Here is a 24190-nt window from a genome sequence, read left to right on the forward strand (position 1 = left end):
TCAAATAGAAGAATTTACTATTTTCTCAATATTTCAATGCCGATCTTATAAAGGATGGATTCATATTCTCTTATTTATTTTGAAAAACCAGAGGGGGTAATATCCAATTGGGAATATTTTTGGTACCAAATTCCTTATGGTGCACCTGGGATTCTCACTTTTGTAGTTGGCTTGTTTTTAAGTTATTTCGCATTCCAAAAGTTTCGTAAGTCAAAAGAGGATGATAAATTCTTTCACCTTAACTTAACGATTTCCTTTATCAGTTTTGGATGTGTAGGGTTGGTTTTAACAACAAGAGCTTGGATCCAAGACGTGGAAACACTCGTTCTTTGGAATGATTTATTGTATTTTTTAGTCGCCCCCCTTGCGCCAACTGCCTTTTACCTTGCTTATCATATGACAGGGAAACAGAGTAAATTATTATTATACTATTCTTATGTATGTTGGTTTGCCAGTTTCGTTTTGTATTTAGGTGTCATTTTAGGAAAAGGATTTGAAACCACTGTATTTGAATTTCCATTTGGAAAATACCCAAGAGGGAGTGCTTTCGTAAGGCCTTGGGGAATCCTCGCACCACTGGGATATTTTTTACTTATACTTCCTTCTTTTATCAAACATTATAAATACATGCGTAAACATTACCATCTAACACTATTCCATGGCGTGAATTTGTTATTTTTACTCACTACTTTAAATGCCCCAAGTATTTTAGGATTTAAAGTGTATCCTGGTGGATTCTTTTTATTCATTCCAATGTTACTTGTTGCCTATGGAGTATTTCGCTCCGATTTTTTTGATGTAAATGAACTTCTATTCCAAAAAAATGGGATGTTTTACTTTTTATTCGCTCTACTTTCCTTTGTTTTGATTTTTATCTCGTTTGGTGTATCGTTTGGTCTTTCTCCGAATGCTTACGAATCAGCGAAATGGTATCCTTGGGGCATTCCTCCCGTTTTATCTGTGTTTGGTGCTGTATTTTTATCAATTATTGTTGCTGGAGCCAATCCTTCCGCAAGGATCAACCAACTTTGTGCCTTCGCTCTCATTCTCACTGGATTTTATGTGATCCAATCGGTTCCACTTAAGTTAAATATTTCTTATGTGGTGCAACTCCGTATTTCACAAATGACATTTGTTGCCTTTGCCTTTGCACCGAGTATCATGGTACGACTTGTATTTGAAGCCATTGGCCAAAAATCACCTGTTTGGTTACAAGGGATTGATTTCTTATGCATCACTGCTGCCATCTTAGCACCATCTCCTTATTTATTTGTTGGTTACTTTGATTACCCGTGGTCTAGGGTGCATCATGGTGGCCCTGCAGAATTACTCGTTGGAGCAAACGGTGCCATTGCACTTGTTTTGGTATTATTTACCTTCATTCGCAATAAAGGGTATATCAATTTCGCATCCAAATGGATCATTGGTTCCTTTTTATTATCTGCATTACTTCTGCTTGCGGCTTTGTTACCAAGCCATGGAATTCCCATTTATCCCATAGCTGATTTTCAATTTATACCAGCGTTTTTACTTGGTTATGCGGTTTTAAGGCATGGAGCATTGTCTTTAGAAGGTCGAACCATCCAACTCAGCCAAAGGTTAGCAAACCTAGGTCTCATCACCATGGCGATCGCAGCGGTTTTATACTTTCCCTTGATCCGAGAACAATATGGAGTTGTTGAATCAGCCTTTCATTTAACCATGATCGTGTTACCACTAGTTCTCTTTAATTATTTGGTTGTTTACATCATGTCGAGGCCACTCGCGGAAGAACTTGATATCAGTTATTTTTTGTTAGATTTGGAAAAACAAAAAGCAGATGAAGAAAGAGAAAAGGCACTCATTGCACAAGACAAAGCAGAAGAAGCAAGAGAAGAATCCGAAAAACTTTTGTTAAACATTTTGCCATACAAAGTGGCCCAAGAACTAAAAACCAAAGGTAGTGTAAATCCAGTTCGTTTTGAAAACGCAACTGTATTATTCACTGACTTCAAAGGTTTTACAAAAGTTGCAGAAGGCATGGATGAACAAAGTTTGATTGAGGAACTTGACGCTTGTTTCACACAATTTGATGAAATCATCCTACGTAATAATTTGGAGAAATTAAAAACCATCGGAGATAGTTATATGTGTGCCGGTGGACTGCCTGTTGAAAACAGGACCAGTGCCATTGATGCTTGTTTGGCGGCATTAGAAATCCAAAGTTTTATGAACCAATTGAAGGAAATCAAATCGGCGTTAAACCTTCCATTTTGGGAATTACGTTTGGGAATCCATACAGGTCCAGTGGTTGCGGGTGTTGTCGGTCGATTTAAATTTGCTTATGACATTTGGGGTGATACAGTAAATACAGCCTCTCGTATGGAATCAGGTGGGGAAACAGGAAAAATCAATGTTTCCAAAGATACCTATGAACTTGTGAAGTATTTTTTTGAAACAGAATATAGAGGGAAAATTCATGGGAAAAACAAAGGGGATTTGGATATGTACTTTGTCCACCGCCTAAGGCCTCGTTATTCGCAAGACCCTTATGGTAAGGCACCAAACCAATACTTCCGAGAAGTGTATGCTCGGATTTCTCGAGGTGCCAATATTCGGTGGAAAAAAGAATCTTAGCTGTTCCTAATGTGAGGTTCAGCCAATTTATATTTGTCTTACGTTTGTTCCTCTTCCGCAAGCCAAGTACGGAGTAACTGGGCCACATCCTCTGGTTTTTCTTTTGCCAAGTTGATTGCGTTTTCGAGAAGCTCTCGCCTGAGTTTTTCGTCGAGGGAGAGTTCGACCTCTGCTCCCCCTTCGTCCATCACACGGAGTGCTGCTTCTCGCATCATTTGTTGTTGCGCAGCAAGTTCTTCTTCTCTCAGTCTTCTTCTTCTTGCGATTTCTTTTTTGATCGCACGATACACTAAGATGGCAAGAATGAGTAAAATCAGAATCACAAGGGATGCAATCACCATATTGCGGATCGCACGTTGCCTTTGGAATTCTTCATCTTCCAAACGGAATTGTTCGGTTCTATCTTTTGGAATTGTGATCACACTGATTTGGTCACCACGAGAACGAGTGTATCCAATCGCTGCTTCCAAATTTTTGCGAATGAGTTTTAGGTCTGTTTCTGCAACTGGGATGTACTTACGATCATAACCCAATCCATCTTCACGTTCTTTTCGTTCCCAAACTCCATCCACTACTACTGACAAACCAATCTTTTCGATTTTCCATGGTTGGCGTTTGATGTCTTTTACACGTTTGTTGAATTCGTAGTTATTGATATTTTCGTCTTTAGAATACTCTGCTTTTTGGTAATCAGTATCTTTGTAACCTGGAGGAAGGTTTGGTTCTGTCCCTGCTGGACCATCTGGTGTAAATCCTCTTCCTTTAAAAGATTCTTTTGTTTCTTTTGAAGATACCTTTAAGGAATATCCATCGACCAATTTACGTTCGTTATATGGAGTATCAGGGTTATCTTCTTCGGCAACAACTGGTAATACTTCGTTTTCGGTTAAGGATTCTTGGTCCCAGTTAAATGAGTATTCGAAACGAGTGATATCCACTCGATCCTCGCCACCCAAATACCAACGTAAGGTGTTGCGGATATCAATGAGGCGTTTGACACGTTCTTCTTCTTCGATTCGTAATTTTTCTTGGACAATTCTTAATTCTAACCTTTCTTTTTCTAAGTCTTCTTCAAAATCAGAAATGATTTTTCCATCGGGATCGGCAACACTTACGTTTTCTGGTTTGAGTTTGGGAACGGCTCTTGCGACTAAGTTCACAATCCCTTTGATCTCTTTTTTGCTAATGCCTTCCACACCTGGACGGAAGTGTAAGATCACACTTGCTTTGACGGGATAGGAATTGGACTCAAACAAATCACCTTCAGGGATCGCAATGTTTACATCTGCTTTTTCAATGGGACGTAAGGTGTTAAGCGACTTTTCAATCGCACCTTTGAGAGCTCTGTACTTTTTGATGTCTTTGTCAAATTGTGTTTCTGTGAATTTTTCAATATCGAAGAGTTCCCAACCAGTGACACCAGCAGGGATTAAATTTTCTTGTGCTAATTTTGTGACGATCTCTTGCCTTTGTTCTGGATCCACAGTGATGACACTTGTTTCGCTGGAACCATAGGAATACCCAAGGGCATCTAATTTTTTGGTCACCTCAGAGAAGTCTTTGGAATCCAAGTCTTTGAAAAGAACCACTCGGTTCCTTTGGGAAGAGACATTGGAGAGGATGATGATGGCCACCACTACCACTGCAAGCACCCCAGCCAAAATCATTTTTTTGGTTTTATCGAGTTTGTTGAATAACTCTTTTAGATTATCGATGATCTTTTGCAGTGGTTCAGGCATAGTTCGGGCCTCGTCGAGATTTGAGACATAATGCCACGAAATCCCCGAATTGTACAAGTACTTTTCGGGGAGAAGGTGGGAACCAATATCCAGTCTCAAATCTTTCTCATTGACGAAAGGATTGCATGTTATTACATTGTAATTACAATGAAAGTAGCCGTCGTACAAGTTGGTAATTCCAAAGGCATACGAATCCCGAAAGCAATACTTGCAGAATGTCAGATTGAAGATGCAGTGGAGCTGCAGCTCGAGGGTGATAAAATTATCATTTCACCCTATAAAGGGAGACCAAGACAAGGTTGGGCGACCCAATTCCAGGAGATGGCGAAACAGGACGATGACTCACTCCTTTTGCCAGATGTTTTGGAACTAGAAGTTGAGGATTGGGAATGGTGACGAAACAGTATGATATCTATCTCGTCAATTTGGATCCAACTGTTGGCCATGAAATCCAAAAATCAAGGCCTTGTATTGTAATTTCTCCCAATGAGATGAACGAATTCATTCGCACTGTGATGATCGCTCCTATGACGACTGTGAATCGAGAATACCCAACTCGGGTATCTATTTCCTTTCAAGGTAAAAAAGGTTACATTGTTTTAGACCAGATCCGAACTGTGGATCGATCGAGATTGATACAAAAACTTGGATCTTCCGATCCAAAAACCAATCAAAAAATCAAAAATGTCATCAAAGAAATGTTAGTTGATTGAAAGGATCTCGATACCTATAGAAATCCAAATCATCTAACTATTTTAATCATTAAGAATGCTTATACCCCTTCCACTTTTTGGAAGACTCTGTCAAAACGTTTCAAAGCATCATCAATCACTGCGTCGGTATCGGCTGCACTTGTATACAAACGACTACCCGCTAAGGTCACAAGTCCTTCTGACATATAAGCGGCTCCCATCTCTTCCATTGCATGTTTCCGTTTGTGTGCTTCTGCAATGGTTTTTTTGATGGTCCAAAACTTTTTGATATTGATATCAAGTAACATCGTACCAACGGTCTCCAAGTGGCAAATGGACCCTTGGTTGAAAGCAACAAAAGGTAAATCGTATTTTTTGATGAGTTTTTGTAGGCCTTTTGTGAGTCTGTCGCCGGCTCGGCCTGATGTTTCACATGCCTTTGTTTTTTCCATTTCGCATAACGTAAAGTAACCGGCAAGCGAACTGAGTGGGTTTGCCGCCATAGTCCCACCGATTAACGCTTTTTTGGTGCCAGTTTGTAATCCGGCAGATACATACTTCATGTATTCTTTTTTTCCACCAAGACCACCTGCAGATGGATACCCACCAGCGACAACCTTTCCAAACACAGTGAGGTCAGGGTCCACACCAAAATAACCTTGGGCACCACTGAGACCAATTCGGAATGCAGTGACCACTTCATCAAAGATGAGAAGGGCTCCGTATTTGTTACAAAGTTCTCTCACTCCTTTGTTAAAATTGAGATCAAGAGGTCTTGTTCCACTTTCAGGACCAACTGGTTCGATGAGGACAGCGGCAGTTCCTCCAAAAAAACGATTTCGTTTCAAGACAGATTCGAGTGAGTTCAAATCGTTCGGATAAAATTCTTGTGTGTATTTGAAGATTGATCTAGGAACACCATTGGCTTCAAAATGCCTTGTGCCTGGGATTCGTAATCCGTAGGCAAGTTGGTCACTCCATCCATGGTAGGCTCCTCCCATCTTGACGATGTTTTTCTTTTTGGTGGCAAGCCTTGCCACTCGGATGGAAGCCATACAGGCTTCGGTTCCGGAACCTAACATACGAAACATTTCCACTGAAGGAACAAGTTCGACAATTTTTTCAGCAAGTTTGTATTCGTATTCGTGGAAGAGCCCTGTCACAGGACCTGTGGTATCCAATAGTTCGATGACTTTTTTACGAACGCTCGTAGGGTTACTGCCGAGGACTGTTGGTCCACCGGCTTGTAAGAAGTCGATGTATTTGTTCCCATCCAAATCATAGAGATACGCCCCTGCTGCTTTTGTGAAAACAAGAGGGAAAGGAAAATTAAAGGATAAGTTGTGTTGGACACCACCCGGGATGTATTCCGAAGCCTTTGTGATCATTGCTTTGGACTGAATGCATTTTTTTTCAAAATAGTTTTGGAGGATGTTCTCCATTTCAGTTTTGCGGATAGAACGGATCGGCAAGGAAACTAATTTCCGTAAGTCTTTGTAGGTTTGTTCTACGTTTGGGTATTCGTTGATGGAAAAGCCTGTGGCCATACGATCGTTACCTCGTCAGGGTTCTTTTGACTTGACAATGAGTGAGTCATCACTCATTGTCAAGAAGGAAATTCTCAAAATGCGAAAGTTTCCTGGATTCACTCGAAATTCAGATCAATTTCCTTGAGAAATCCAGCCTTTTTTCATTTATAGGACGGGGATGGGTATGGCAGAGACAAAACACTTTAACGAAAGTTTCGAACGGATTTCAGAAGAAAAACGGACTCGGATTTTATCCATTGCCATTTCTGAGTTTGCCAACCGGGGTTTTACGAGCGCCAATACCAATACGATCGCCCAAAAAGCAGGGATCAGTGTTGGTTCCCTTTATAAGTACTTCGAAACCAAAGAAGATTTTTTCCTTACGGTTGTGGATTACGGGATCAACCAATTGGAAAAAACATTGGAAACCGTTTTGTCCATGGATTTGGATTTTTTTGGTAAAATTGAAAAGATCATTCGGATCATCCAAACTCACTCTCGCACTAACCAAGACATCATCCGGCTCTACAATGAAATGACAACAGAAAGTAATTATGAACTCATCACACGCCTGTCAGGTGAGTTGGAATCTCTATCAGCAAAATGTTATATCGATTTGATTCAAAAGGCAAAGGAAGAAGGAACCATTGCCAGTGATGTGGATAGTAATTTGTCTGCCTTTTTACTTGATAATATCTTTATGACCTTACAGTTTTCTTATGCCACTGTGTACTACAAGGAAAGGATGAAAATCTATTTAGGGGATGGTGTCTTTGAAAAAGATGAAGACATTGTCCAAGCTGTTATGAAATTCATCAGACGAGCACTCGGTGTCCGTTAAGGTTCCATAAACGGACTTTCTTTTAGTCGAAAGACTAAAGCAAGTGTAATTGCTGTTAGTGCCAGTAATACATATAAAAACGATACCATCCCAAAAAAGTTAAGTCCTAGGATGAAAAGAATTCCTGATACTTGGCCTACAAGCAGTAATAATCCTTGTGAAGTTGATTCTGGTGCAGGGGATGTAATTTCAGCACAGTATTGGAACCCGATGGGTGCACCAATTCCAAGTAGAAAAAATCCAATCACAATCGATCCAAAAAGTAAGCTTATAAAACCTTCTAACAAAACAAAAATGCTAAGCCCTGTCATGAACCCAATCATTGCGATGATTAAAAATAGTTTTCGTTTTTGGATTTTGTCAGAGATCGGTGGGATGATCACACCTCCAAAAATCCCTGCGATGAGCATCACACCTCCCACAAGACCGGATTCTTCTGTGGTAAGTCCCTTGATCTCACAAATTTGATCAATGCAAGTACTCACTGCATTGAAGACACCAAGCCCAATCAGAAACAAAAAAAGAATTTTTTTCATATCCGCTTGTTTCCATAAAAAAGATATCCCTTCCATAAAAGGCAATTCATGGTCTTCCCCGTGGGTACTTGGCGAAGTAGGTGGTTTTTCTTTGATCAAAATTAAAAATAGAATCGCACTCACCATTGAAACAAATCCATATACCTTCATCACTTGTGGAATGGTCTGTCCACTGTGTAATAAAATAGGTGTGAGGATCATCACAATGATGATCCCTAAAAACTGAGCGAGGGTTCCAAGAGCAACGGAAGTGGCTCGTTCTTGGATGGGAAACCATAATACACTGATTTTTGTTACCGCATTGAGTAAAAATGGTTGGGCGATCGCAAGGCCAAGTTGGCAAACAAATACCATCGTATAATCAGATGCGTAAAAACCTTTGAGTAACCCAAAAACACCTGTTAGGATTGCTCCAAATCCAACACCAATTTTCACTCCATAAGTATCAATGACATAGGAAGCGGGGATTGCGATGAAGACAAAAACGACTAAAAAGATAAGAGAGAGGAGATCAATCTGTAAGGCAGAGACTTGGAAAAACTCTTTTGCTTCCCTTGCGATTGGTGCAAACGTAAGCCATTGCAAACAAATGGTCGCTGTGATCACGATGTAGGCAAAAAGTACCACCCAACGGTATCGATATAGTTTTACTGGCACTTGGTTCATAGAAATCCCTCCCTTGTTTCCCAATGGTTACACATCGTTTTTGGATCCCATTTCGTAAGTCTGCTCACTTCGTTCGGAAACGGTTGGTAGAGATCAAAAATCGATTGCCAACGGAGCTGATCCTACGAAATCTTTGTGAGTGATCACTCACTTTTTTCCGGTTGGGAAAGAAAAATCCCAAATTGACCCTAAATGGAGGGCAAACACAAGAAAAATGGGAGAGAAAGCCCCGAATTGAAGGAGTTTCCATGGAGAACGATTGCATACTCGCCTACGATATTGGCACGACTGGGGTCAAAACCTGTCTGTTCCGTATGGATTCTGCCCTGGAGCTTGTTGCTTCTGCCACAAAAGAATACCCAATCCAACTTTTGCCAAATGGGGGTGCGGAACAAAATCCCGAAGATTGGTGGATGGCGATGCAATCTACCACCAAAGACGTATTAGATGACAGTGGGGTAAAAAAAGAATTCATTCAGGGGATTTCCTTTTGTTCCCAGATGCAAGGACTTGTGCTTGTAGATGAAACATTCCGGCCCGTTCGGAATGCAATGAGTTATATGGACCAAAGAGCCGGTTTGGAAATGAAAACTGGGATCTTACATGGACTCAAAATTGAAGGTATCAATGCCATCAAACTTTTTGTATCACTTTGGATCACTGGGGCAGTGGCAGCGAGTGTGAAAGATCCGCTTTGGAAATACAAATGGGTTGAAAAAAATGAGCCAGATAACTTTCGAAAGGTGAAGTGGTGGTTTGATGTCAAAGAATATTTGATTGCCCGGTCTACAAACCAAGCAGTGATGACAAGGGATTCTGCATTTGCTACATTTTTATATAATTCAAGAAAGGGAAAAGGAAATTGGAGTCCACTACTTTGCAAACTGTTTGGGGTGAAACGTGAACATTTACCAAAGATCATCAATGCAGAAGAGAAAGTGGGTGGGTTAACAAAGGAATCTGCCGATTTTTTAGGACTCATGCCAGGTACTCCTGTGTTTGGTGGTGGAGGAGATGCCTCTCTCATCGGAGTGGGTGCTGGAGCAGTTACCCTGGGTGATACACATATTTATGCCGGGACGTCTGGTTGGATCGGCACAGTAACAAAAAAAAGAACCGTCGATATTAATGCAAGGATTGCATCCATCGTTGGCGCAAGAGAAGGGTATTATAATTATTTTGGGGAACAAGAAACTTCAGGGAAATGTTTACAATGGGTGAAAGACCATTTGGCCTTAGATGAAATTGATTTATATTTAGAAAAAAAGAAAATCACTGATGGCCCTGATGCAGTTTATGAGAGTTTATTTGAGTTTATGTTTGATTCCATCAAAGACACGGAACCTGGTTCACAAGGTGTTATCTTTACACCATGGTTACATGGAAACCGTTGTCCCTTTGAAGACCCAAAAGCACGAGGGATCTTTTTTAATATCAGCCTAAATACAGGAAAACGTGTTTTGATCCGTTCTGTCATCGAAGGGATTTTATTCCATAAACGATGGATTTTGGAATTGTCCAATAGGAAAGTCAAAACTTCGAATCCGATTCGTTTTGTTGGTGGAGTTGCTAGGTCTAGTTTCATCTGTCAAATGTTAGCTGATATTACTGGAAAAACCATAGAAAGAGTGGAACACCCGGAAAACGTTGGTGCCATTGGTGCTGCTGCCATTGCCGCATTGGGACTTGGGAAAATCAAAGAGTATGAGGACATCAAACAAATGATCCCTGTTGATCAAACTTGGAACCCCAATCCCAATCTAAAGCCTATCTATGATCAAAACTTTTCAGTATTTAAAAATCTATACACATCCAATCAAAAGCATTTTGAAATATTAAATTCATAATCGACAGAATTTAAGCTGACAATGTGATTCTTTAGGCCAAACTGTATGAGTATGAGCTCTTTTTTCACGATTGATACGGAATACGCTGGCCTAAAACAAGTTGCCTCAGCGTATCTCATTGAAGAGGAAGGGCATGGAATTGTCATTGAGACAAATACAACACATGCCATTCCTAAAATTCTTTCTGCTATCGAAAATCACCTAATCGATGTTCATCGTATCGAATATATCATTGTCACACATGTTCATCTAGACCATGCCGGTGGAGCTTGGTTATTACTCGAAAAATGTCCAAATGCAGTTTTACTTGCCCACCCAAAGACCGCCAAACATTTGATTGATCCAAGCCTTCTCATCAAAAGTGCGACTTCCGTTTATGGAAAAGCGAATTTCCATAAATTGTATGGGGAAATCAAACCCATTCCAAAAGAAAGAGTTCGTGTCATGGAACATGGTGAGTTTTTGGATTGGAGAGGCCATAGTTTTGAATTCATTTATACAAAGGGGCATGCGAATCATCACTTTTGTATTTATGATAAAAAATTGAATGGAGTTTTTACTGGTGATTCTTTTGGAATCTCTTACCCAAATTTGGAAAATGGGAAGTCGTTTATTTTCCCGACAACCACTCCTACTGACTTTGATGCAAAGGAGGCCATCCATTCCATCGATTTGATATTGGGCACAGGGGCTAATGTTTGTTATTTGACACATTATGGTCCAATCCAAAACATAAATCATTGGGCAGTGGATTTAAAAAAAGGTTTAACACTTTGCCATGATGCCATGACGGATTTAAAAAACATACCAAAAGGGAATCGACTTTCGTTTATGGAATCGAAAGTAAAAGAAATGATGCAAATACTAGCGGAGGGAAATGAAGTTTCTCTTACCGAAAAAGATTGGTCTCTTTTGCACTTAGATGTGAATTTGAATGCACAAGGTTTGGTGTATGCGTTTGAAAAATCCGAAAAATATTTGTAACGCAACTCAAATGGTTCCCTTCACCTTTTCAAACCTAAAGAGAAAGTTGAATCAAATTCAAAAAGTTTGCAATTCGAAAGAATCCATCATTTTTGGTTTCTGTTTTTTCGTTTTTGTGAGTTGCCATACCCCTTCTAACGCAAACAAATCGAAAGAACCAACGATCCAAATCCAATTCATCTCCCGTGAGTATGAAGAAACCAAAATGATTCCATCGGGACTATTGGAAACAAAGGATTTACTTTTCCTCCTCGCTGAATTGTCCAAAAAAGAAGATCCTTCCATGCGTTTTATCTCCACCAACCGAACTGAGGAAATTATGGAAGTGAATGGTGTGCGGAATACTTGGAGTGAGGGTTGGGTGGTGTATGTCAACGGAGAAAGGATGGATGGTGTGCAAATGAAACGGGGAGTGAAAGTTCGTCCCACTGACCAAATCCAGATCCGGTATGAGGCCGTAGAACGAGTGTTTGGTCGTCCTATCAATTGACAGATAAGACGACATTTAGCTCTTACATACTACTTACATTATCTTAATGTTGTGAGTTCTCTATAAGCTCTTACGAATCCATCTGACATGGTTTTGGCGAAGGTTAGAGAGATCCTCGCTTTTTCTGCAGCAATCATCACATCATGGAGTTCCACGGAGTTCGGATCGAATACTATTTTTTGTGTGAGTTCATCTGCTTCTACTTGTTGGTCGTTCACTTGTTCGAACGCTTTTTTTAATGCATCTGCAAATGTGCCGGCCACTTCATCTGGAGATTTTGCTTCATTCGTTTTGCCGTAATGGCGCTCATCAGAGCGAAAGATACCCACTTTGTCCCCTTGTGGTAGTAAAGAATGTGGTTTGTAGGTGGAAGATGATAGGTTTGTAATGCGATCAATGGACATGGCGAATCCCTCATTCCAATCATCGGTTGGATTTAAAAAATCTAAAGCAAAAAAAATTATGTCACATGAGAAAGTATGGGAAATCAACAAAAAGGAAAAGTAGAAGGGCCAGCTGTAATTAGGCCCGGCCGATTTCCATGGCTTTGTTCATCATCGCTTTTGAGCCATTGATGAGTTGTACATTGGCTTCGTAAGAGCGTGATGCTGAGATCATGTCTGTCATCTCTGTGACGATGTTGATATTCGGGAGTTCGACATACCCTTTTTTCGGACCAGTTTGGATCGCATCTGGATGGGATGGGTCGTAAGTCAAACGAAGAGGGCTCATATCCTTTTCGATCTTCATTACCTTCACCCCTTTCCCTTCTCCGGGGGCCACACCAAATGGATACACGGGGCTTTTCCATTGTGTTCTAAGGTTAATCGGTGTTAGGATGACTCGGTCCCGACGAAATGGACCATCACCGTTGGTGTTTCTCGTTGTAGTTGAGTTGGCAATGTTATTGGAGATGACATCCATACGGAGTCTTTGGGCAGAAAGCCCTGTCGCAGAAATATTAATCGAATCAAACATGCCCATACTTTACTCCTTAGTTGGTTCTCATCACAATGTTGAGGAGACGGTTATTCTGGTTCAAACGATCAATCATCAAACTATAACTCATTTGGTTTTGGTTTGCTTCTACCACTTCCTTTTCAATGTCCACATTGTTTCCATCTGGTCTCATTGTGGTTAAATAATCCAAATTGGTTTTCGGTTTGGCATCACGGTAGTCGAGAGGTTTAAAAAATTCAATATGACGATCGTTTGTGATTTTAGTGGGAACGGCCTTTTCCTTTTCAATTTTTTCCGATTCAATGGCTCGTTTTAACATGGATTCGAATACCACTTCAGAACGTTTGAAATTCGGTACATCCGCATTGGCAATATTGTCGGTGATCACTTTCCGTCTTTGTGTGGCTGCGCCAAGGCCTCGTTCTAGTAGGTCTTGAGTTTTCATGAAATGTGTTGCTTCAAACATATTTCTTTTCCTCTCTACTGTCTCTTTCGGACGGTTTTCCTTCCTCCTGAAGGCATTTATGTCGCAAAAAGTGAAAAAAAGGAGGGGGGCGGCCCGAACCGTTTGCAAATACAGCTATGATAGGCAAACAGGGTCGGGCTCTCCCTCCAATCCTCTCCAGATCGAGATTTGTTAAAATACAAAGGATGAAACCAATGAGGAGAGGGATTTCCGCTCGATCCCTGCCGCGGGCTTCAATGTTAAATATCGATTAAAAGGATAGAGTTGTTTTGGGTTATCCCATTCTCGCTTCTTCAAAAAAAGCAGATGGCATCGCGTATTCTAATTCCCAGATCATGGAAATGGGTCTTTCCCCTTTCCATTCGATCAATGATTTCGCTTGTCCAAGGAATAAAAAGGGAGCCGTTTCTCCTTCTATATGTTTCTTTACCCGGGCAAAGAATAAAATGGTATAACCTAAACTTTGAAACTCTAAATAGTTTTTAGCCGTTGGGCTATCGATTGAAATTGTAGATTGGCTTTCCCAATGAAGTTTTGTTTTGCTAATAGGGTAATCTTTGTATAAGGTTGTGATTGAAAAATCACGTTCTTCTTTTTGAAAAGTAACAAGATGTACATAGGTTTTTTTTTCCGGAATATGGATGACACCTTGTCCCGTTGGACCTGATTTTTCGATTGTTGCCAAACCAAGAGAAGCTTTGATCTCACTTGAACCTACATAAGAATGTAATTCAAGATCACATGGTATTGGTAAGGCGATCTTTTTTGGTTGGAATTCTAAATTTGCCAGGCGCCAATTTGCAATTTCTTTCGCATCTGAAATGATACTAGGGTTTCTTTTCCATTTTTCTAATGAATCTTTCCAGGTTTGGATTCCCAAATTCACTCCTTTTTCTCCCCACATCAAATAGTGAAGGCTTGTTTGCAACGAAAGATCTGATTCAATGTATGAATCGTTTCCATCAGCAATATCAATCGTCGCTTTTAATATCTTTTTGGATGATCTAAGGGAGATTCTAAGTAATGCTGATTTCCCTTTCAAAAGATCTATATCAGTGGGATCAGATTGTTTTTTTGCAATAGCCTTCCATTGTGACCAAGTTTTTTTCTTTAGCACAGCGATTGGAGACAAGGATGTTTCTCGAATGAAATTGTAAAAAGTTAGTTCTCCCATTTTTTGTGGAGACCATGTTTCGATCGTTTCTGGAATGAAATGAATGAGATCATTATAAACTTGTTTGATTTTTTCTAAAACCGTTTCCCTTGCAATCCGCTCTAATTGAATTGCTGAACCAGCTGGAAGGTTTGGAAATTCGGATTCAACTTCTTCTAATAATCGATTTCTATTTTTTTTCAAAAGAGAAATAAACTTTCGATCAATGCGATATTTATTATGAGTTTGACCAATAAAATCTAATACAGTTAATGCATCTTTATTCGGTGCATGCCTTAAGCCTCTTCCCAATTGTTGTAAGAAGATCGTTAAACTTTCTGTTGGTCTGAGAAATAAAACAGTATTGATTTCGGGGATATCAACTCCTTCATTGAAGATATCAACTGTAAAAAGGATTTTGATTTTATTATTTTTAAAATCGATGATACGTTGACTTCGTGTTTCCGAATCAGTTTCACCCAAAATGGTTTCGGCCATAATTCCCAATTTTTGAAAATTTTCAGCCATGAATTTTGCATGTTTCACACTGACACAAAATCCAACTGCCTTCAGCCCCTCCAGATTTGGTTGGTATTGATTAATAGATTTATAAATTAAGTTAACTCTTTGTTGGGCAACAATATCATTTCCTGTATAAACATTCTCTAATTCCATTAGATCAAACTTACCGTTTTTCCAAAACTGATCTCCCGTGAGTTGAATATTATCGGTAATTCCAAAATAATGGAAAGGGCAAAGTAATCTTTCTTCTAATGCTTCAGGAAGTCGTATTTCAGATGTAATTCGATAATTAAAGTCAGGTAATATCGAATCACCATCCATTCGTTCAGGTGTTGCAGTTAAACCTAACAGCAATTCAGGTTTGAATTCAGAAAATATGGAGCGGTAACTTGTGGCACTACCATGATGAACTTCATCAATAATGATATAGCTAAAAAAAGATTCTCCCAGAATTTTCCAAATTTGTTTTGAATTGATACTTTGTATGGAAGCAAAAATATGTAATGGTGTCTCGCTACCTGAAAAAGGGTTGATCCCATCAACGAATAGGGAACCAAAGTTTTGATCTTGTAAGGCCATCCGAAAGCAAGACACCGCTTGTTCTAAGATTTCTTTTCTATGAGCGACATAAAGGAGAGAAGGTTTCGAAGAACTTTTGATACAATATCGTTTATAATCAAATGCAGAGATTACGGTTTTCCCGGTCCCAGTGGCTGCAACAACAAGGTTCTTATTGTTTCCTAGATTTCTTTCTGAGCTAAGTTCTTCTAGAATTCTTTCCTGGTATACTCTCGGAGTGAGTTCTGCAAAAAATGAAGAGGTGACTGAATCTATTTTTTTATATGTATTTAAGGCGTTCTTAAATCGATTAAAATCAGCTTTTGAATCAAATCTTTGATATTCTGGACTTTCGCAATAGGTTTCAAATTCGGCAGTGAATCGTTCTAAAATATGTGGCATATCCTGGGCAGTCACCTTCACTGTCCATTCTAATCCTTCCGTCATAGCAGCATTTGTCATATTCGCCGATCCAATATAAGCCGTCGAAAAACCGGAATTTCGATGGAAATGGTAGGCTTTTGCATGAAGTCTTGTTTTATCAGGATCGTAAGAAACTCGAATGGTTACATTTTTAAATTCAGCTAGCTTTTGTAAGGCTTCAGGTTCACTCACGCCCATATAACTTGTAGAAATGATACGAATAGGAATATTTTTTTCTGCTAATATTTGAAACGATGGAAAAAGTAATCTAAGTCCTGACCATTTGATGAATGAAACGAGAATATCAACTTTATCAGCCGTTGCAAGTTCCATTCGAAGTTCGTGATTAAGAGGAGGATCGTTTCCTTGGCCAGTTAACAAAGAACTAATGTAAAGTGGAGTTGTTGGTCTTTTGAATTTTTCGTTTGTGGATAAAAGAAGTTTCGTCGGGGATTCTCCCAATAATTTCTTTCGCTCTAAATATTGTTCTCCATCTGTAGCACTCAACAAATCGATGATATGGTTAAAAATTTGGATTTGTTGAGTGGGTTTTAGTGTTCCTAATTTCTTTTTTAGGATATTCGCAAGGAATAAGGAATAGATAGCGGGTGATTCTTCATCATCAATTGCTCTTAGAATTGGTTTGATGTCTGAAGAATTCAGCACTTCAGCTAATTCTAAATCAATGATCCGATCATAAATTCCTGGAACAAGTTCGGACATTCTTCCAATACAAAAGAAGAAATGTCCGCATTACAAGAAAAATTCTATGATTGGACGCTTAGGATCTGCTTCTGTTCTTTCCCTTCCAATCTCTTTTCCCGTTTTTTCTTTTCTCTTCCCTCAACAACTTGTTCATAATACTCTTCGTAGTTAGGGAAGTTTGTTCCCATCAAACGGTCCCAAACATTAAAATACAGGGAATAATTCCCATGGAATTTTTGGTGGTGGAGGTTGTGGTGTGTGGAAGTATTGATCCATTTTGTGATGGGATGAGTCGCCCAACCTTTTGGAAAAAATTCATAACCAAGGTGCCACCAAATATTAAGGATCATCGCATAGAAGGTTTGGAAGAGTACCACATAAAAATGAACAGGCACAAACATCACAAATGGAACGATATAAATCGCCTCCAAAAATGCTTCTGTTGCTTGGAATCTGTAAGCAGCTAGAGGAGATGGATTCACTGACTGATGGTGTTCGGAGTGTACGTGGGGGTACACTTTTTTTAAGTGAGCAAATCGGTGCATCCAATAGAACCAAGTTTCATGCCAAATGGTAAAAAGAGCAAAACTGATGAAAATATAACTGATTTCCCAAAAACCAGAAACAGGTCCGAAGTATACCGCACTTGGAAAAATTTTCGCTTTCATTAAAGTGATGTTTGTAACAGCAACTAGTGTGAATACTAGTAAAGTAACAGCTGATTGACGAAACTCTTTCCAAACTTTTTCTGCTTTTGGGTAAAGTTTTTGAATCCGATAGGATTCAAAATAATCCTTTCGCCAAACATAAAATAAAAGGAAAGCAAATCCCGCAATGGGATAATATCGTAATAAATTCAAAACACCTTGGGCAAAACCAATTTTGGTTACACAATCGAGAACCAATTCACATTGCACGGGACCACCAAACATATTTATCTCCTGGCCTATCTTAATCTACCACCATCATAACTTTCTTTTTCCCCGGGATCGACCGAATCGGTCAATTCGGAATGAAAAAAAGCTCCGGATCGATCCGTTCGTTTTTATTTTTTAGCATTCTTTCGGTATTCACTCGGGCTTTGCCCCAATTCTCGTTTAAAGGCATCGTAGAAAGTAGATTTGGATGGAAATCCAACTTCATAGGCAATGGTTAAAATATTTTTTTCAGGATGGTTTGTGATGAGATCCTTTGCATCCTTGATACGGTAATGGTTTACCAAGTGGAAAAAACTTTTTTTCAAATGCAAATTGAGAAATTCAGAGAGTTGGTGTTCGGACAAATGCATTTGTTTGGCCAATTTTTCTAAATTGATGGTATCATCTAAATATACTCTTTGAGATTCCATGAGTGTTTTCAACCGAACATGTAGGGTTTCTAAATCAAAAGAACCCAATTGGGAAGTTTGGTATTTTTTTTCTTCGATCACAATTCTTTGCACTTCACCCCATAATTCTGGGCTTTTTTGGCGTAATAGGTAAATTCCAATGACTAATCCTGCAATGAAAAAGGATACAATTTGAAGCCCATGCCTCGCGTGGAAAAACAAAGTATACACACCTATTGCACTTGCAATGGCACCAAACCCAACAACGAGGCCCACCAAACGAAGGTGAGCCGATTTTTTAAATGCTTCCCACCGCACGTACCGAATCATGTGGGAAAAAACATAGTATGTCGCATAAAAGATAGGGATTACAGCAATTAAGATAATAAATTGGAAGCGAAGGGGGACACCTTTCTCTAGGTAGGAATTGTGGATCGCTATTTTTTCTTCCGCCGTAGAGGTATAAAACGGAAACATAAAAATGAGTACAAGAATCGCTGGAAAAAATTCCCAATATGAAAATCGATTTTTGTTTGGGTTTTCATTCCAAAGTTCTGAAAAATATTGTTTTAGAAGGAATCCTAGGCAAGCGGTAAACGGTAAGTGTACCAGATACAAATGTGGGAAATATTGGTAAAGTTCCGTAGAGGAAAGATAGGTATGGGTTTGGAAAAATGCTACAAATAAAAATAAAAGTCCCTGAACAAAAACCTGTCGACTCGCATTCGTCCTAATAAATTCGCCGAGTGCAAAGAGAAATGATAAACCTGCTGAAAACGCAATTAGATATAAAACGCCATTCCCCATCGGTATAGTAGACTCTAAAGAATTGCCTTAGAATGTAAAATAAAATCACTTGCCTAGTGTTCGTTCCGAATTAGTTTTACGTTTGGAACGTGGAAACAAACCAAAGGCAATCATCATTTTTGTGGGAAGGGAATACTTTAGAAATCCACTTACCCATTATTTTTAACACCATGGAAGTTTCCAAGGACTGGAATCGGTTTTTAGATCACTTAAAAAAAGACACACCCAGAAATATTTCGATCCATGCAAACGATTTGAGAGAGGCAGATAGTTCCGGAATTTCATTTCTGAAATTAGTTCGACTTGAATGCGAATCACGAAAAATCCAATTCACCTTATTTGGGTTAGATGAAAAGTTTCAGTATCGATTAAACATTACTAATGATGATAGCAAAAAATACAAAGAGCAATTAGCCGATGCTTTACGTAAATCAGAACAAATCGGAAAACTTACAATTGATTCCTTATTGGAATTCAAATATTTAGTAACGTTTACTGGAGAACTCACAGTTTCCTTTTGGCGTTCTTTTTTACATCCATCCAAAATTAGGTGGAAAGATAGTTTCCGTGTTGCCGAATCCATGGGTGTGAATGCATTTCCCATCATTGCCATGATAGGGTTTTTATTAGGTCTTATTATGTCCTTTCAATCTGCTATTCCGATGAGAAGATTTGGCGCTGAAATCTTTGTTGCCAACTTGGTTGGACTTTCACTTTTCCGAGAACTCGGACCACTCATGACCGCTTTTATTTTATCGGGACGATCGGGATCTGCGTTTGCGGCAGAACTTGGAACCACGAAAGTTTCGGAAGAGATTGATGCACTCACAACCATGGGCCTTCCTCCTGTGCAGTTTCTCATCATCCCGAGGCTTGTTGCATCCCTTATCGTCACGCCACTACTCACTATCGTATTCAATTTGTTTGGTCTGATTGGTGGAGCTGTGGTCCTAGTTAGCTTTGGTTTTCCTCTCGTCACCTTTGTGAACCAAGTGAACATTGCTGTTGGACTTTCCGATATATTAGGTGGACTTCTTAAATCTTATTTTTTTGGAATGATCATTGCTTCGATTGGATGTTATCGTGGTTTGAAAACAGCATCGGGTGCGGGTGCCGTGGGTGAATCAACAACTTCGGCAGTTGTTGGATCCATCATCCTTGTTTCCATCTTAGATGGGATCTTTTCTGTTTTATATTTTTATCTACGCATATGAAAGAAAAACCAATCATCAAAGTCGAACACCTAACAACAGGTTATGGACATTCGGTCATCATGGAAGATATATCCTTTGATGTATACAAAGGAGAAATTTTTGGAATTCTCGGTGGCTCTGGCTGCGGAAAATCGACAGTTCTTAAAAATATGATTGGGTTAACCAAACCTTTCAGTGGCAAAATTTGGATCGATGAGGATGACATTGTCCAAGCGGAAGGCAAACAAAAGGTACGAATTTGGAATCGCATTGGTGTGATGTACCAACAAAGTGCTTTGTTTGGTTCTATGTCCCTTTTGGAAAATGTAAGATTACCTTTGGAAGAGTTTACAAACCTTCCTTTACCCATTATGAATGAAATTGTGATGACCAAATTAAAAATGGTGGGACTTTTTCCTTTTGCGCATCTTACACCGTCTGAATTATCAGGTGGGATGAAAAAAAGGGCGGCGATTGCAAGAGCCATGGCGATGGATCCTGAAATTATATTTTTGGACGAACCAAGTGCTGGTCTTGATCCGATTACCAGTGTGGAACTTGACTATCTAATCATTCGCTTGTCTCGAACTCTGGGTGTAACGTTTGTTATTGTTACACATGAATTGCCCTCTGTTTTTACAATGGCAGATCGTGTCATCGTACTCGACAAATCCAAAAAAGGGATTATTGCAGAAGGAAAACCAAAAGATTTAAAAGAGAAGTCAAAAGATCCATTTGTCCGTCAATTTTTCAATCGTATCCCACAGGAGGATTTAACCTTATGAACCAATCCAATAAAATTTATTTCAAAGTTGGTGTATTTGTTTTAGTCAGTTTTTTCACTTTGATCTTATTTCTCATTGTCTTTACTGCTGGAAACATCTTCCAAAGGTCTGTAAGCTTAGAAACATACTTTGATGAATCCGTGCAAGGTTTGGATATAGGTTCTCCTGTCAAACACCGTGGTGTTAAAGTAGGAACCGTCCAAGAGATCACATTTGTGCAAAATGAGTATGCTGACAAATTAAACGATGATACTGCCCTTCGGTACGGAAGGTATGTTCTCATTAAAATGTCGGTTCCAGATTTTGTAAAAGGTGTATACGGCAATGATTTGAAAAAAACCGTACAACGTATGATCCAAAGTGGATTAAGAGTCCGGCTCGCCTCACAAGGATTAACGGGTACGGCTTATTTAGAAGTAGACTATTTAAACCCAGAAAAAAATCCACCTTTGTCGATTGAGTGGGAACCAAAAACTGTGTATATTCCTTCCGCACCAAGTACAATTTCAAGATTCACCGCTTCGGTTGATAAATTCTTTGATAAAGTAGAAAAAGCGGACGTCGATAAAATATTGTTAGGTGTAGGTGACCTTATCAAAAATTTAAACCAAACCATTTTGGATGCTCGTTTAGGCGATTTATCGAGGGAGGCTACTTCTTTATTGGTGGATCTACGTAAAACAAATGGAGAAGTGAAATCTCTTATCGCAAGTCCTGAGACACAAAACCTTCCCAAAAAACTAGACCAATCTGTCACACAGTTACAAACTACCTTAAAACGTTTGGATACGTTACTTGCTTCGAACCAAGGAGATATTTCAACCTCAATTGAAAATTTACGAATTGCATCGGAAGACTTAAAGGAAGTTACAGCCAATGCAAAAAAATACCCTTCACAGTTCTTGTTTGGAGAAGCACCAAACAAGTCTAAATTATGGAAATGAACTAAATGAAATTATTGAGTCAAATTTTATTCCTCAGTGCGATAAGTGTTTTGTTTACACAATGTTTTGGAGTCACCAAAACCTTCCCTGAAAAAAGATTTTTTTTAATGGAAACGGGTGAAATCAAACCGTTGTTTGCTTCTCCAAAACCAAGAACATTTTTAGTGAGAAAAGTATTTATCTCTCCTCGGTTTGAAGGGAAAGAGTTTGTTTACCGCAAAGATAATGTAGTATATGAATCAGATTTTTATAATGGCTTTTTCATTCCTCCTTCTCATAATTTCAAAGAGGAATTTTCAAAATCACTAATTCGTTCTGGAAATTTTGAATGGGATGCAAACCTTCATACAAGAGTTAGTATCACTCATTTTATCGAACTAAACCTTTCACAATTGTACGGTGACTTCCGATCTAAGGAACCTAAAGCAGTTATCGAATTTGAAGTTGTTGTGTATGAAGATAAAGATAGTATTTCCGCACCTGTGTTTCGTAAAACATACAAAGAATACATTACGATTGAAAAAAAAGATGCAGAATCACTTGTGATTGGTTGGAACTCTGCGTTAAGTAAAACACTATCAGAAATGAATCTTGAGCTGAGTAAACAATTGAAATAACGTAATTGTTCGATATTGATTGAAGTTGGTTTCCAAAAACGAACAAGTTCTAGAAACAAACTCATTGGATCAAATTCCAATTATAAATTTTGGATCTAAATCAAATCCTAGGAAATATACTTGCTTACTTAAATGATTTCATCTATATAAAATCTTAAGGTAAGCTATGCGATTGATCGAAACCATTGTTCCATTTTATTTCATTTTGATGCTCATCGAGATTATCTACACTCGATATACAAAAAAAGATTATTACTTCTATGAAGATTCGATTGCTGATTTGAGTTTGGGTGTTCTCAGTCGCATATTTGATGGTCTCATATTGCTTGGTGTTGTATTTGTTTATTCTAAACTATATGATTTATCATTTGGTGTCGAAGGACTAAATAAAGTTTTTCTCGGAACAAATTCTTTTTTGCATTGGCTTGTATTATTTGTCCTATTGGATTTTTTGTTTTATTTGGCTCATCGTTATAGCCATGAAATCAAAATCCTTTGGGCTTCACACGTGGTCCACCATTCGAGTGAAGAGTTTAATTTGTCGGTTGCGCTCAGGCAATCTTTCATTCGAAATATTGGGATAGGTATGTTTTATTTACCTCTGGCACTACTTGGTTTCCCTGTTGAATCCTATCTCATCATTGATGCACTCAATCGGACTTATCAATTTTGGGTCCATACTCGAACCATCAATAAACTACCCAAATGGTTTGAAGCAATATTTGTAACACCATCTCATCACAGGGTTCACCATGCGATGAATCCAGAATACATTGATAAAAACTATGGAGGTGTATTTATTGTTTGGGATAAATTGTTTGGAACTTTTTGTGAAGAAAGTTTTGAGCCAAGGTATGGACTCACCTCACAATTGCATCAATATGATCCTATCGGTGCAAACATTCATGTGTTAAAGGATTTGTTTTCGGATTTGATTCAAACTAAATACAAATGGCAAGGGATTGTTTCGTTTTTTTCATACCCATCTGTTCGGCCAGATGATTTACAAATCGCAATGGATCGTGGTGTACGAGATCCAAAAATTTGGTTGGCACACCATAAGTTAGAACTCACACAAAAGGTGTTCAATTCTGTATTCCGAATTCCCTCTGGTCCAACGATCTACAGGGTGTATTTAGGTTTCCAATTTGCCATTCCGACAATTCTAACCTTGTATTTTTTAAAACGTATGCATTTGTTTCGTTTACCTGAAGTCAGTTCTGTATTGGTCCTACTTGTATTTTCTTTTTATTCTTTAGGGAAGTTACTCGAAGGAAAAAAAGAATGGTTTAGAGTCGAGATTCCCAAGTATTTCTCTTGGCTATTTTTGTTGGTTTATTTTTTTACAAAATAGAACAATTAAAATATGAAATATTTACATACAATGATCCGAGTCCAAAATTTGGAGAAAGCACTCCATTTTTTTGTAGATATTTTGGGCTTAAAAGTCTCACGTAAGAAGGAATACCCAGATGGAAAATTCACTCTTGTGTTTCTAACAACTGGAGAAGAAGATTTGTCAGAAATCGAACTTACATATAACTGGGATCAGGCGGAACCATATTCCATAGGAAGGAATTTTGGGCATCTTGCCTATGAAGTGGATAATATATACGATCTTTGCGAAAAAATCCAATCGATGGGAGTTGTCATTAACAGACCCCCAAGGGATGGTCGTATGGCATTTGTTAGATCACCAGATTCGATTTCCATTGAGTTATTACAAAAAGGAAACCCTTTGCCTCCAAAGGAACCATGGGTGTCTATGCCAAATTCTGGGGAGTGGTGAG

Annotated in this window: 22 protein-coding genes; 13 read left to right on the forward strand and 9 right to left on the reverse strand. The window is 38.9% G+C overall.

The window, feature by feature from the left end; all coding sequences use genetic code 11:
* The first annotated feature begins 54 nt into the window (after positions 1-54).
* Positions 55-2616 carry an adenylate/guanylate cyclase domain-containing protein gene (locus tag LEP1GSC202_RS09235; RefSeq protein ID WP_015677549.1) on the forward strand — a complete coding sequence of 854 codons (2562 nt, stop codon included), beginning with the start codon at positions 55-57 and terminating at the stop codon, positions 2614-2616.
* A gap of 38 nt (positions 2617-2654) precedes the next feature.
* Here the strand turns inward: LEP1GSC202_RS09235 and fliF are convergent, their stop codons facing one another.
* Positions 2655-4355 carry a flagellar basal-body MS-ring/collar protein FliF gene (gene fliF, locus LEP1GSC202_RS09240; RefSeq protein WP_015676498.1) on the reverse strand — a complete coding sequence of 567 codons (1701 nt, stop codon included), beginning with the start codon at positions 4353-4355 and terminating at the stop codon, positions 2655-2657.
* 147 nt (positions 4356-4502) lie between these two features.
* Between fliF and LEP1GSC202_RS09245 the strand changes: the two genes are divergently transcribed.
* A complete protein-coding gene (locus LEP1GSC202_RS09245) occupies positions 4503-4751 on the forward strand; it encodes an AbrB/MazE/SpoVT family DNA-binding domain-containing protein (protein ID WP_039928724.1) in 249 nt (82 codons plus the stop codon).
* Positions 4745-5068, forward strand: coding sequence for a type II toxin-antitoxin system PemK/MazF family toxin (locus LEP1GSC202_RS09250; protein WP_015677282.1), 324 nt, complete (start codon positions 4745-4747; stop codon positions 5066-5068). The genes LEP1GSC202_RS09245 and LEP1GSC202_RS09250 overlap by 7 nt, the downstream gene beginning before the upstream one ends.
* Before the next feature lie 59 nt (positions 5069-5127).
* On the opposite strand, the gene LEP1GSC202_RS09255 is transcribed toward LEP1GSC202_RS09250, so the two are convergent.
* Positions 5128-6594 (reverse strand): aspartate aminotransferase family protein, encoded by a 1467-nt coding sequence (locus LEP1GSC202_RS09255; RefSeq protein WP_015676507.1) that lies wholly within the window; start codon positions 6592-6594, stop codon positions 5128-5130.
* Between the two features lie 166 nt (positions 6595-6760).
* Here LEP1GSC202_RS09255 and LEP1GSC202_RS09260 point away from each other — a divergent pair, with 166 nt between their 5' ends.
* Positions 6761-7417: a TetR/AcrR family transcriptional regulator gene (locus LEP1GSC202_RS09260; RefSeq protein ID WP_015677598.1), complete on the forward strand. Its 657-nt coding sequence runs from the start codon at positions 6761-6763 to the stop codon at positions 7415-7417.
* Here LEP1GSC202_RS09260 and LEP1GSC202_RS09265 read toward each other — a convergent pair.
* A complete protein-coding gene (locus LEP1GSC202_RS09265) occupies positions 7414-8619 on the reverse strand; it encodes an MFS transporter (RefSeq protein ID WP_015677390.1) in 1206 nt (401 codons plus the stop codon). The genes LEP1GSC202_RS09260 and LEP1GSC202_RS09265 overlap by 4 nt on opposite strands.
* A 248-nt stretch (positions 8620-8867) precedes the next feature.
* Here LEP1GSC202_RS09265 and LEP1GSC202_RS09270 point away from each other — a divergent pair, with 248 nt between their 5' ends.
* The 3 genes from LEP1GSC202_RS09270 to LEP1GSC202_RS20250 are packed head-to-tail and all read left to right on the forward strand — an operon-like array spanning position 8868 to position 11940.
* The gene (locus LEP1GSC202_RS09270; protein WP_039928727.1) at positions 8868-10466 is read left to right on the forward strand and encodes a xylulokinase; all 1599 of its coding nucleotides are present in this window, start codon (positions 8868-8870) and stop codon (positions 10464-10466) included.
* Between the two features lie 51 nt (positions 10467-10517).
* Positions 10518-11450 (forward strand): MBL fold metallo-hydrolase, encoded by a 933-nt coding sequence (locus tag LEP1GSC202_RS09275; RefSeq protein WP_039928477.1) that lies wholly within the window; start codon positions 10518-10520, stop codon positions 11448-11450.
* 46 nt (positions 11451-11496) lie between these two features.
* The gene (locus LEP1GSC202_RS20250; protein WP_244147680.1) at positions 11497-11940 is read left to right on the forward strand and encodes a hypothetical protein; all 444 of its coding nucleotides are present in this window, start codon (positions 11497-11499) and stop codon (positions 11938-11940) included.
* A 38-nt stretch (positions 11941-11978) separates the two neighbouring features.
* Here LEP1GSC202_RS20250 and fliE read toward each other — a convergent pair whose 3' ends face one another.
* From fliE to LEP1GSC202_RS09310, 6 genes are all read right to left on the reverse strand, one after another.
* Positions 11979-12344 (reverse strand): flagellar hook-basal body complex protein FliE, encoded by a 366-nt coding sequence (fliE, locus tag LEP1GSC202_RS09285; RefSeq protein WP_015677580.1) that lies wholly within the window; start codon positions 12342-12344, stop codon positions 11979-11981.
* Positions 12345-12462: 118 nt separating this feature from the next.
* Complete coding sequence (gene flgC, locus LEP1GSC202_RS09290; RefSeq protein ID WP_039928478.1) at positions 12463-12924, reverse strand: flagellar basal body rod protein FlgC; 462 nt, start codon at positions 12922-12924, stop codon at positions 12463-12465.
* 10 nt (positions 12925-12934) lie between these two features.
* Positions 12935-13366, reverse strand: coding sequence for a flagellar basal body rod protein FlgB (gene flgB / locus LEP1GSC202_RS09295; RefSeq protein ID WP_015676362.1), 432 nt, complete (start codon positions 13364-13366; stop codon positions 12935-12937).
* Between the two features lie 274 nt (positions 13367-13640).
* On the reverse strand, positions 13641-16745 hold the full coding sequence (locus tag LEP1GSC202_RS09300) for a DEAD/DEAH box helicase (RefSeq protein WP_015677255.1): 3105 nt from the start codon (positions 16743-16745) through the stop codon (positions 13641-13643).
* Between the two features lie 44 nt (positions 16746-16789).
* On the reverse strand, positions 16790-17659 hold the full coding sequence (locus LEP1GSC202_RS09305) for a sterol desaturase family protein (RefSeq protein WP_015676540.1): 870 nt from the start codon (positions 17657-17659) through the stop codon (positions 16790-16792).
* A gap of 113 nt (positions 17660-17772) precedes the next feature.
* The gene (locus tag LEP1GSC202_RS09310; protein WP_015677499.1) at positions 17773-18861 is read right to left on the reverse strand and encodes a helix-turn-helix domain-containing protein; all 1089 of its coding nucleotides are present in this window, start codon (positions 18859-18861) and stop codon (positions 17773-17775) included.
* An 89-nt stretch (positions 18862-18950) separates the two neighbouring features.
* On the opposite strand from LEP1GSC202_RS09310, the gene LEP1GSC202_RS09315 reads away from it, so the two are divergent.
* From LEP1GSC202_RS09315 to LEP1GSC202_RS09340, 6 genes are all read left to right on the forward strand, one after another.
* Positions 18951-20075, forward strand: a complete 1125-nt coding sequence (locus LEP1GSC202_RS09315; protein WP_039928482.1) for an MlaE family ABC transporter permease — start codon at positions 18951-18953, stop codon at positions 20073-20075.
* Entirely contained in the window at positions 20072-20839 is a 768-nt protein-coding gene (locus LEP1GSC202_RS09320) for an ABC transporter ATP-binding protein (RefSeq protein ID WP_015677065.1), read from the forward strand. The genes LEP1GSC202_RS09315 and LEP1GSC202_RS09320 overlap by 4 nt, the downstream gene beginning before the upstream one ends.
* On the forward strand, positions 20836-21783 hold the full coding sequence (locus tag LEP1GSC202_RS09325) for an MlaD family protein (protein ID WP_015676665.1): 948 nt from the start codon (positions 20836-20838) through the stop codon (positions 21781-21783). Before LEP1GSC202_RS09320 ends, LEP1GSC202_RS09325 begins: the two co-directional genes overlap by 4 nt.
* Before the next feature lie 5 nt (positions 21784-21788).
* Entirely contained in the window at positions 21789-22400 is a 612-nt protein-coding gene (locus LEP1GSC202_RS09330) for an ABC-type transport auxiliary lipoprotein, LBF_0736 family (protein ID WP_015677215.1), read from the forward strand.
* Positions 22401-22566: 166 nt separating this feature from the next.
* Complete coding sequence (locus LEP1GSC202_RS09335) at positions 22567-23754, forward strand: sterol desaturase family protein (protein WP_015676758.1); 1188 nt, start codon at positions 22567-22569, stop codon at positions 23752-23754.
* Positions 23755-23766: 12 nt separating this feature from the next.
* On the forward strand, positions 23767-24189 hold the full coding sequence (locus LEP1GSC202_RS09340; protein WP_039928486.1) for a VOC family protein: 423 nt from the start codon (positions 23767-23769) through the stop codon (positions 24187-24189).
* Position 24190: the final 1 nt, after the last annotated feature.

It is taken from the genome of Leptospira yanagawae serovar Saopaulo str. Sao Paulo = ATCC 700523 (genome assembly GCF_000332475.2).
Taxonomy (GTDB): Bacteria; Spirochaetota; Leptospiria; order Leptospirales; family Leptospiraceae; genus Leptospira_A; species Leptospira_A yanagawae.

Bases quoted from the DNA above. Each gene is read 5' to 3' on its own strand.
- LEP1GSC202_RS09235 (WP_015677549.1), top strand. From the start codon at position 55: ATGGATTCATATTCTCTTATTTATTTTGAAAAACCAGAGGGGGTAATA.
- fliF (WP_015676498.1), bottom strand. From the start codon at position 4,355: ATGCCTGAACCACTGCAAAAGATCATCGATAATCTAAAAGAGTTATTC.
- LEP1GSC202_RS09245 (WP_039928724.1), top strand. From the start codon at position 4,503: ATGAAAGTAGCCGTCGTACAAGTTGGTAATTCCAAAGGCATACGAATC.
- LEP1GSC202_RS09250 (WP_015677282.1), top strand. From the start codon at position 4,745: ATGGTGACGAAACAGTATGATATCTATCTCGTCAATTTGGATCCAACT.
- LEP1GSC202_RS09255 (WP_015676507.1), bottom strand. From the start codon at position 6,594: ATGGCCACAGGCTTTTCCATCAACGAATACCCAAACGTAGAACAAACC.
- LEP1GSC202_RS09260 (WP_015677598.1), top strand. From the start codon at position 6,761: ATGGCAGAGACAAAACACTTTAACGAAAGTTTCGAACGGATTTCAGAA.
- LEP1GSC202_RS09265 (WP_015677390.1), bottom strand. From the start codon at position 8,619: ATGAACCAAGTGCCAGTAAAACTATATCGATACCGTTGGGTGGTACTT.
- LEP1GSC202_RS09270 (WP_039928727.1), top strand. From the start codon at position 8,868: ATGGAGAACGATTGCATACTCGCCTACGATATTGGCACGACTGGGGTC.
- LEP1GSC202_RS09275 (WP_039928477.1), top strand. From the start codon at position 10,518: ATGAGCTCTTTTTTCACGATTGATACGGAATACGCTGGCCTAAAACAA.
- fliE (WP_015677580.1), bottom strand. From the start codon at position 12,344: ATGTCCATTGATCGCATTACAAACCTATCATCTTCCACCTACAAACCA.
- flgC (WP_039928478.1), bottom strand. From the start codon at position 12,924: ATGGGCATGTTTGATTCGATTAATATTTCTGCGACAGGGCTTTCTGCC.
- flgB (WP_015676362.1), bottom strand. From the start codon at position 13,366: ATGTTTGAAGCAACACATTTCATGAAAACTCAAGACCTACTAGAACGA.
- LEP1GSC202_RS09300 (WP_015677255.1), bottom strand. From the start codon at position 16,745: ATGTCCGAACTTGTTCCAGGAATTTATGATCGGATCATTGATTTAGAA.
- LEP1GSC202_RS09305 (WP_015676540.1), bottom strand. From the start codon at position 17,659: ATGTTTGGTGGTCCCGTGCAATGTGAATTGGTTCTCGATTGTGTAACC.
- LEP1GSC202_RS09310 (WP_015677499.1), bottom strand. From the start codon at position 18,861: ATGGGGAATGGCGTTTTATATCTAATTGCGTTTTCAGCAGGTTTATCA.
- LEP1GSC202_RS09320 (WP_015677065.1), top strand. From the start codon at position 20,072: ATGAAAGAAAAACCAATCATCAAAGTCGAACACCTAACAACAGGTTAT.
- LEP1GSC202_RS09325 (WP_015676665.1), top strand. From the start codon at position 20,836: ATGAACCAATCCAATAAAATTTATTTCAAAGTTGGTGTATTTGTTTTA.
- LEP1GSC202_RS09330 (WP_015677215.1), top strand. From the start codon at position 21,789: ATGAAATTATTGAGTCAAATTTTATTCCTCAGTGCGATAAGTGTTTTG.
- LEP1GSC202_RS09335 (WP_015676758.1), top strand. From the start codon at position 22,567: ATGCGATTGATCGAAACCATTGTTCCATTTTATTTCATTTTGATGCTC.
- LEP1GSC202_RS09340 (WP_039928486.1), top strand. From the start codon at position 23,767: ATGAAATATTTACATACAATGATCCGAGTCCAAAATTTGGAGAAAGCA.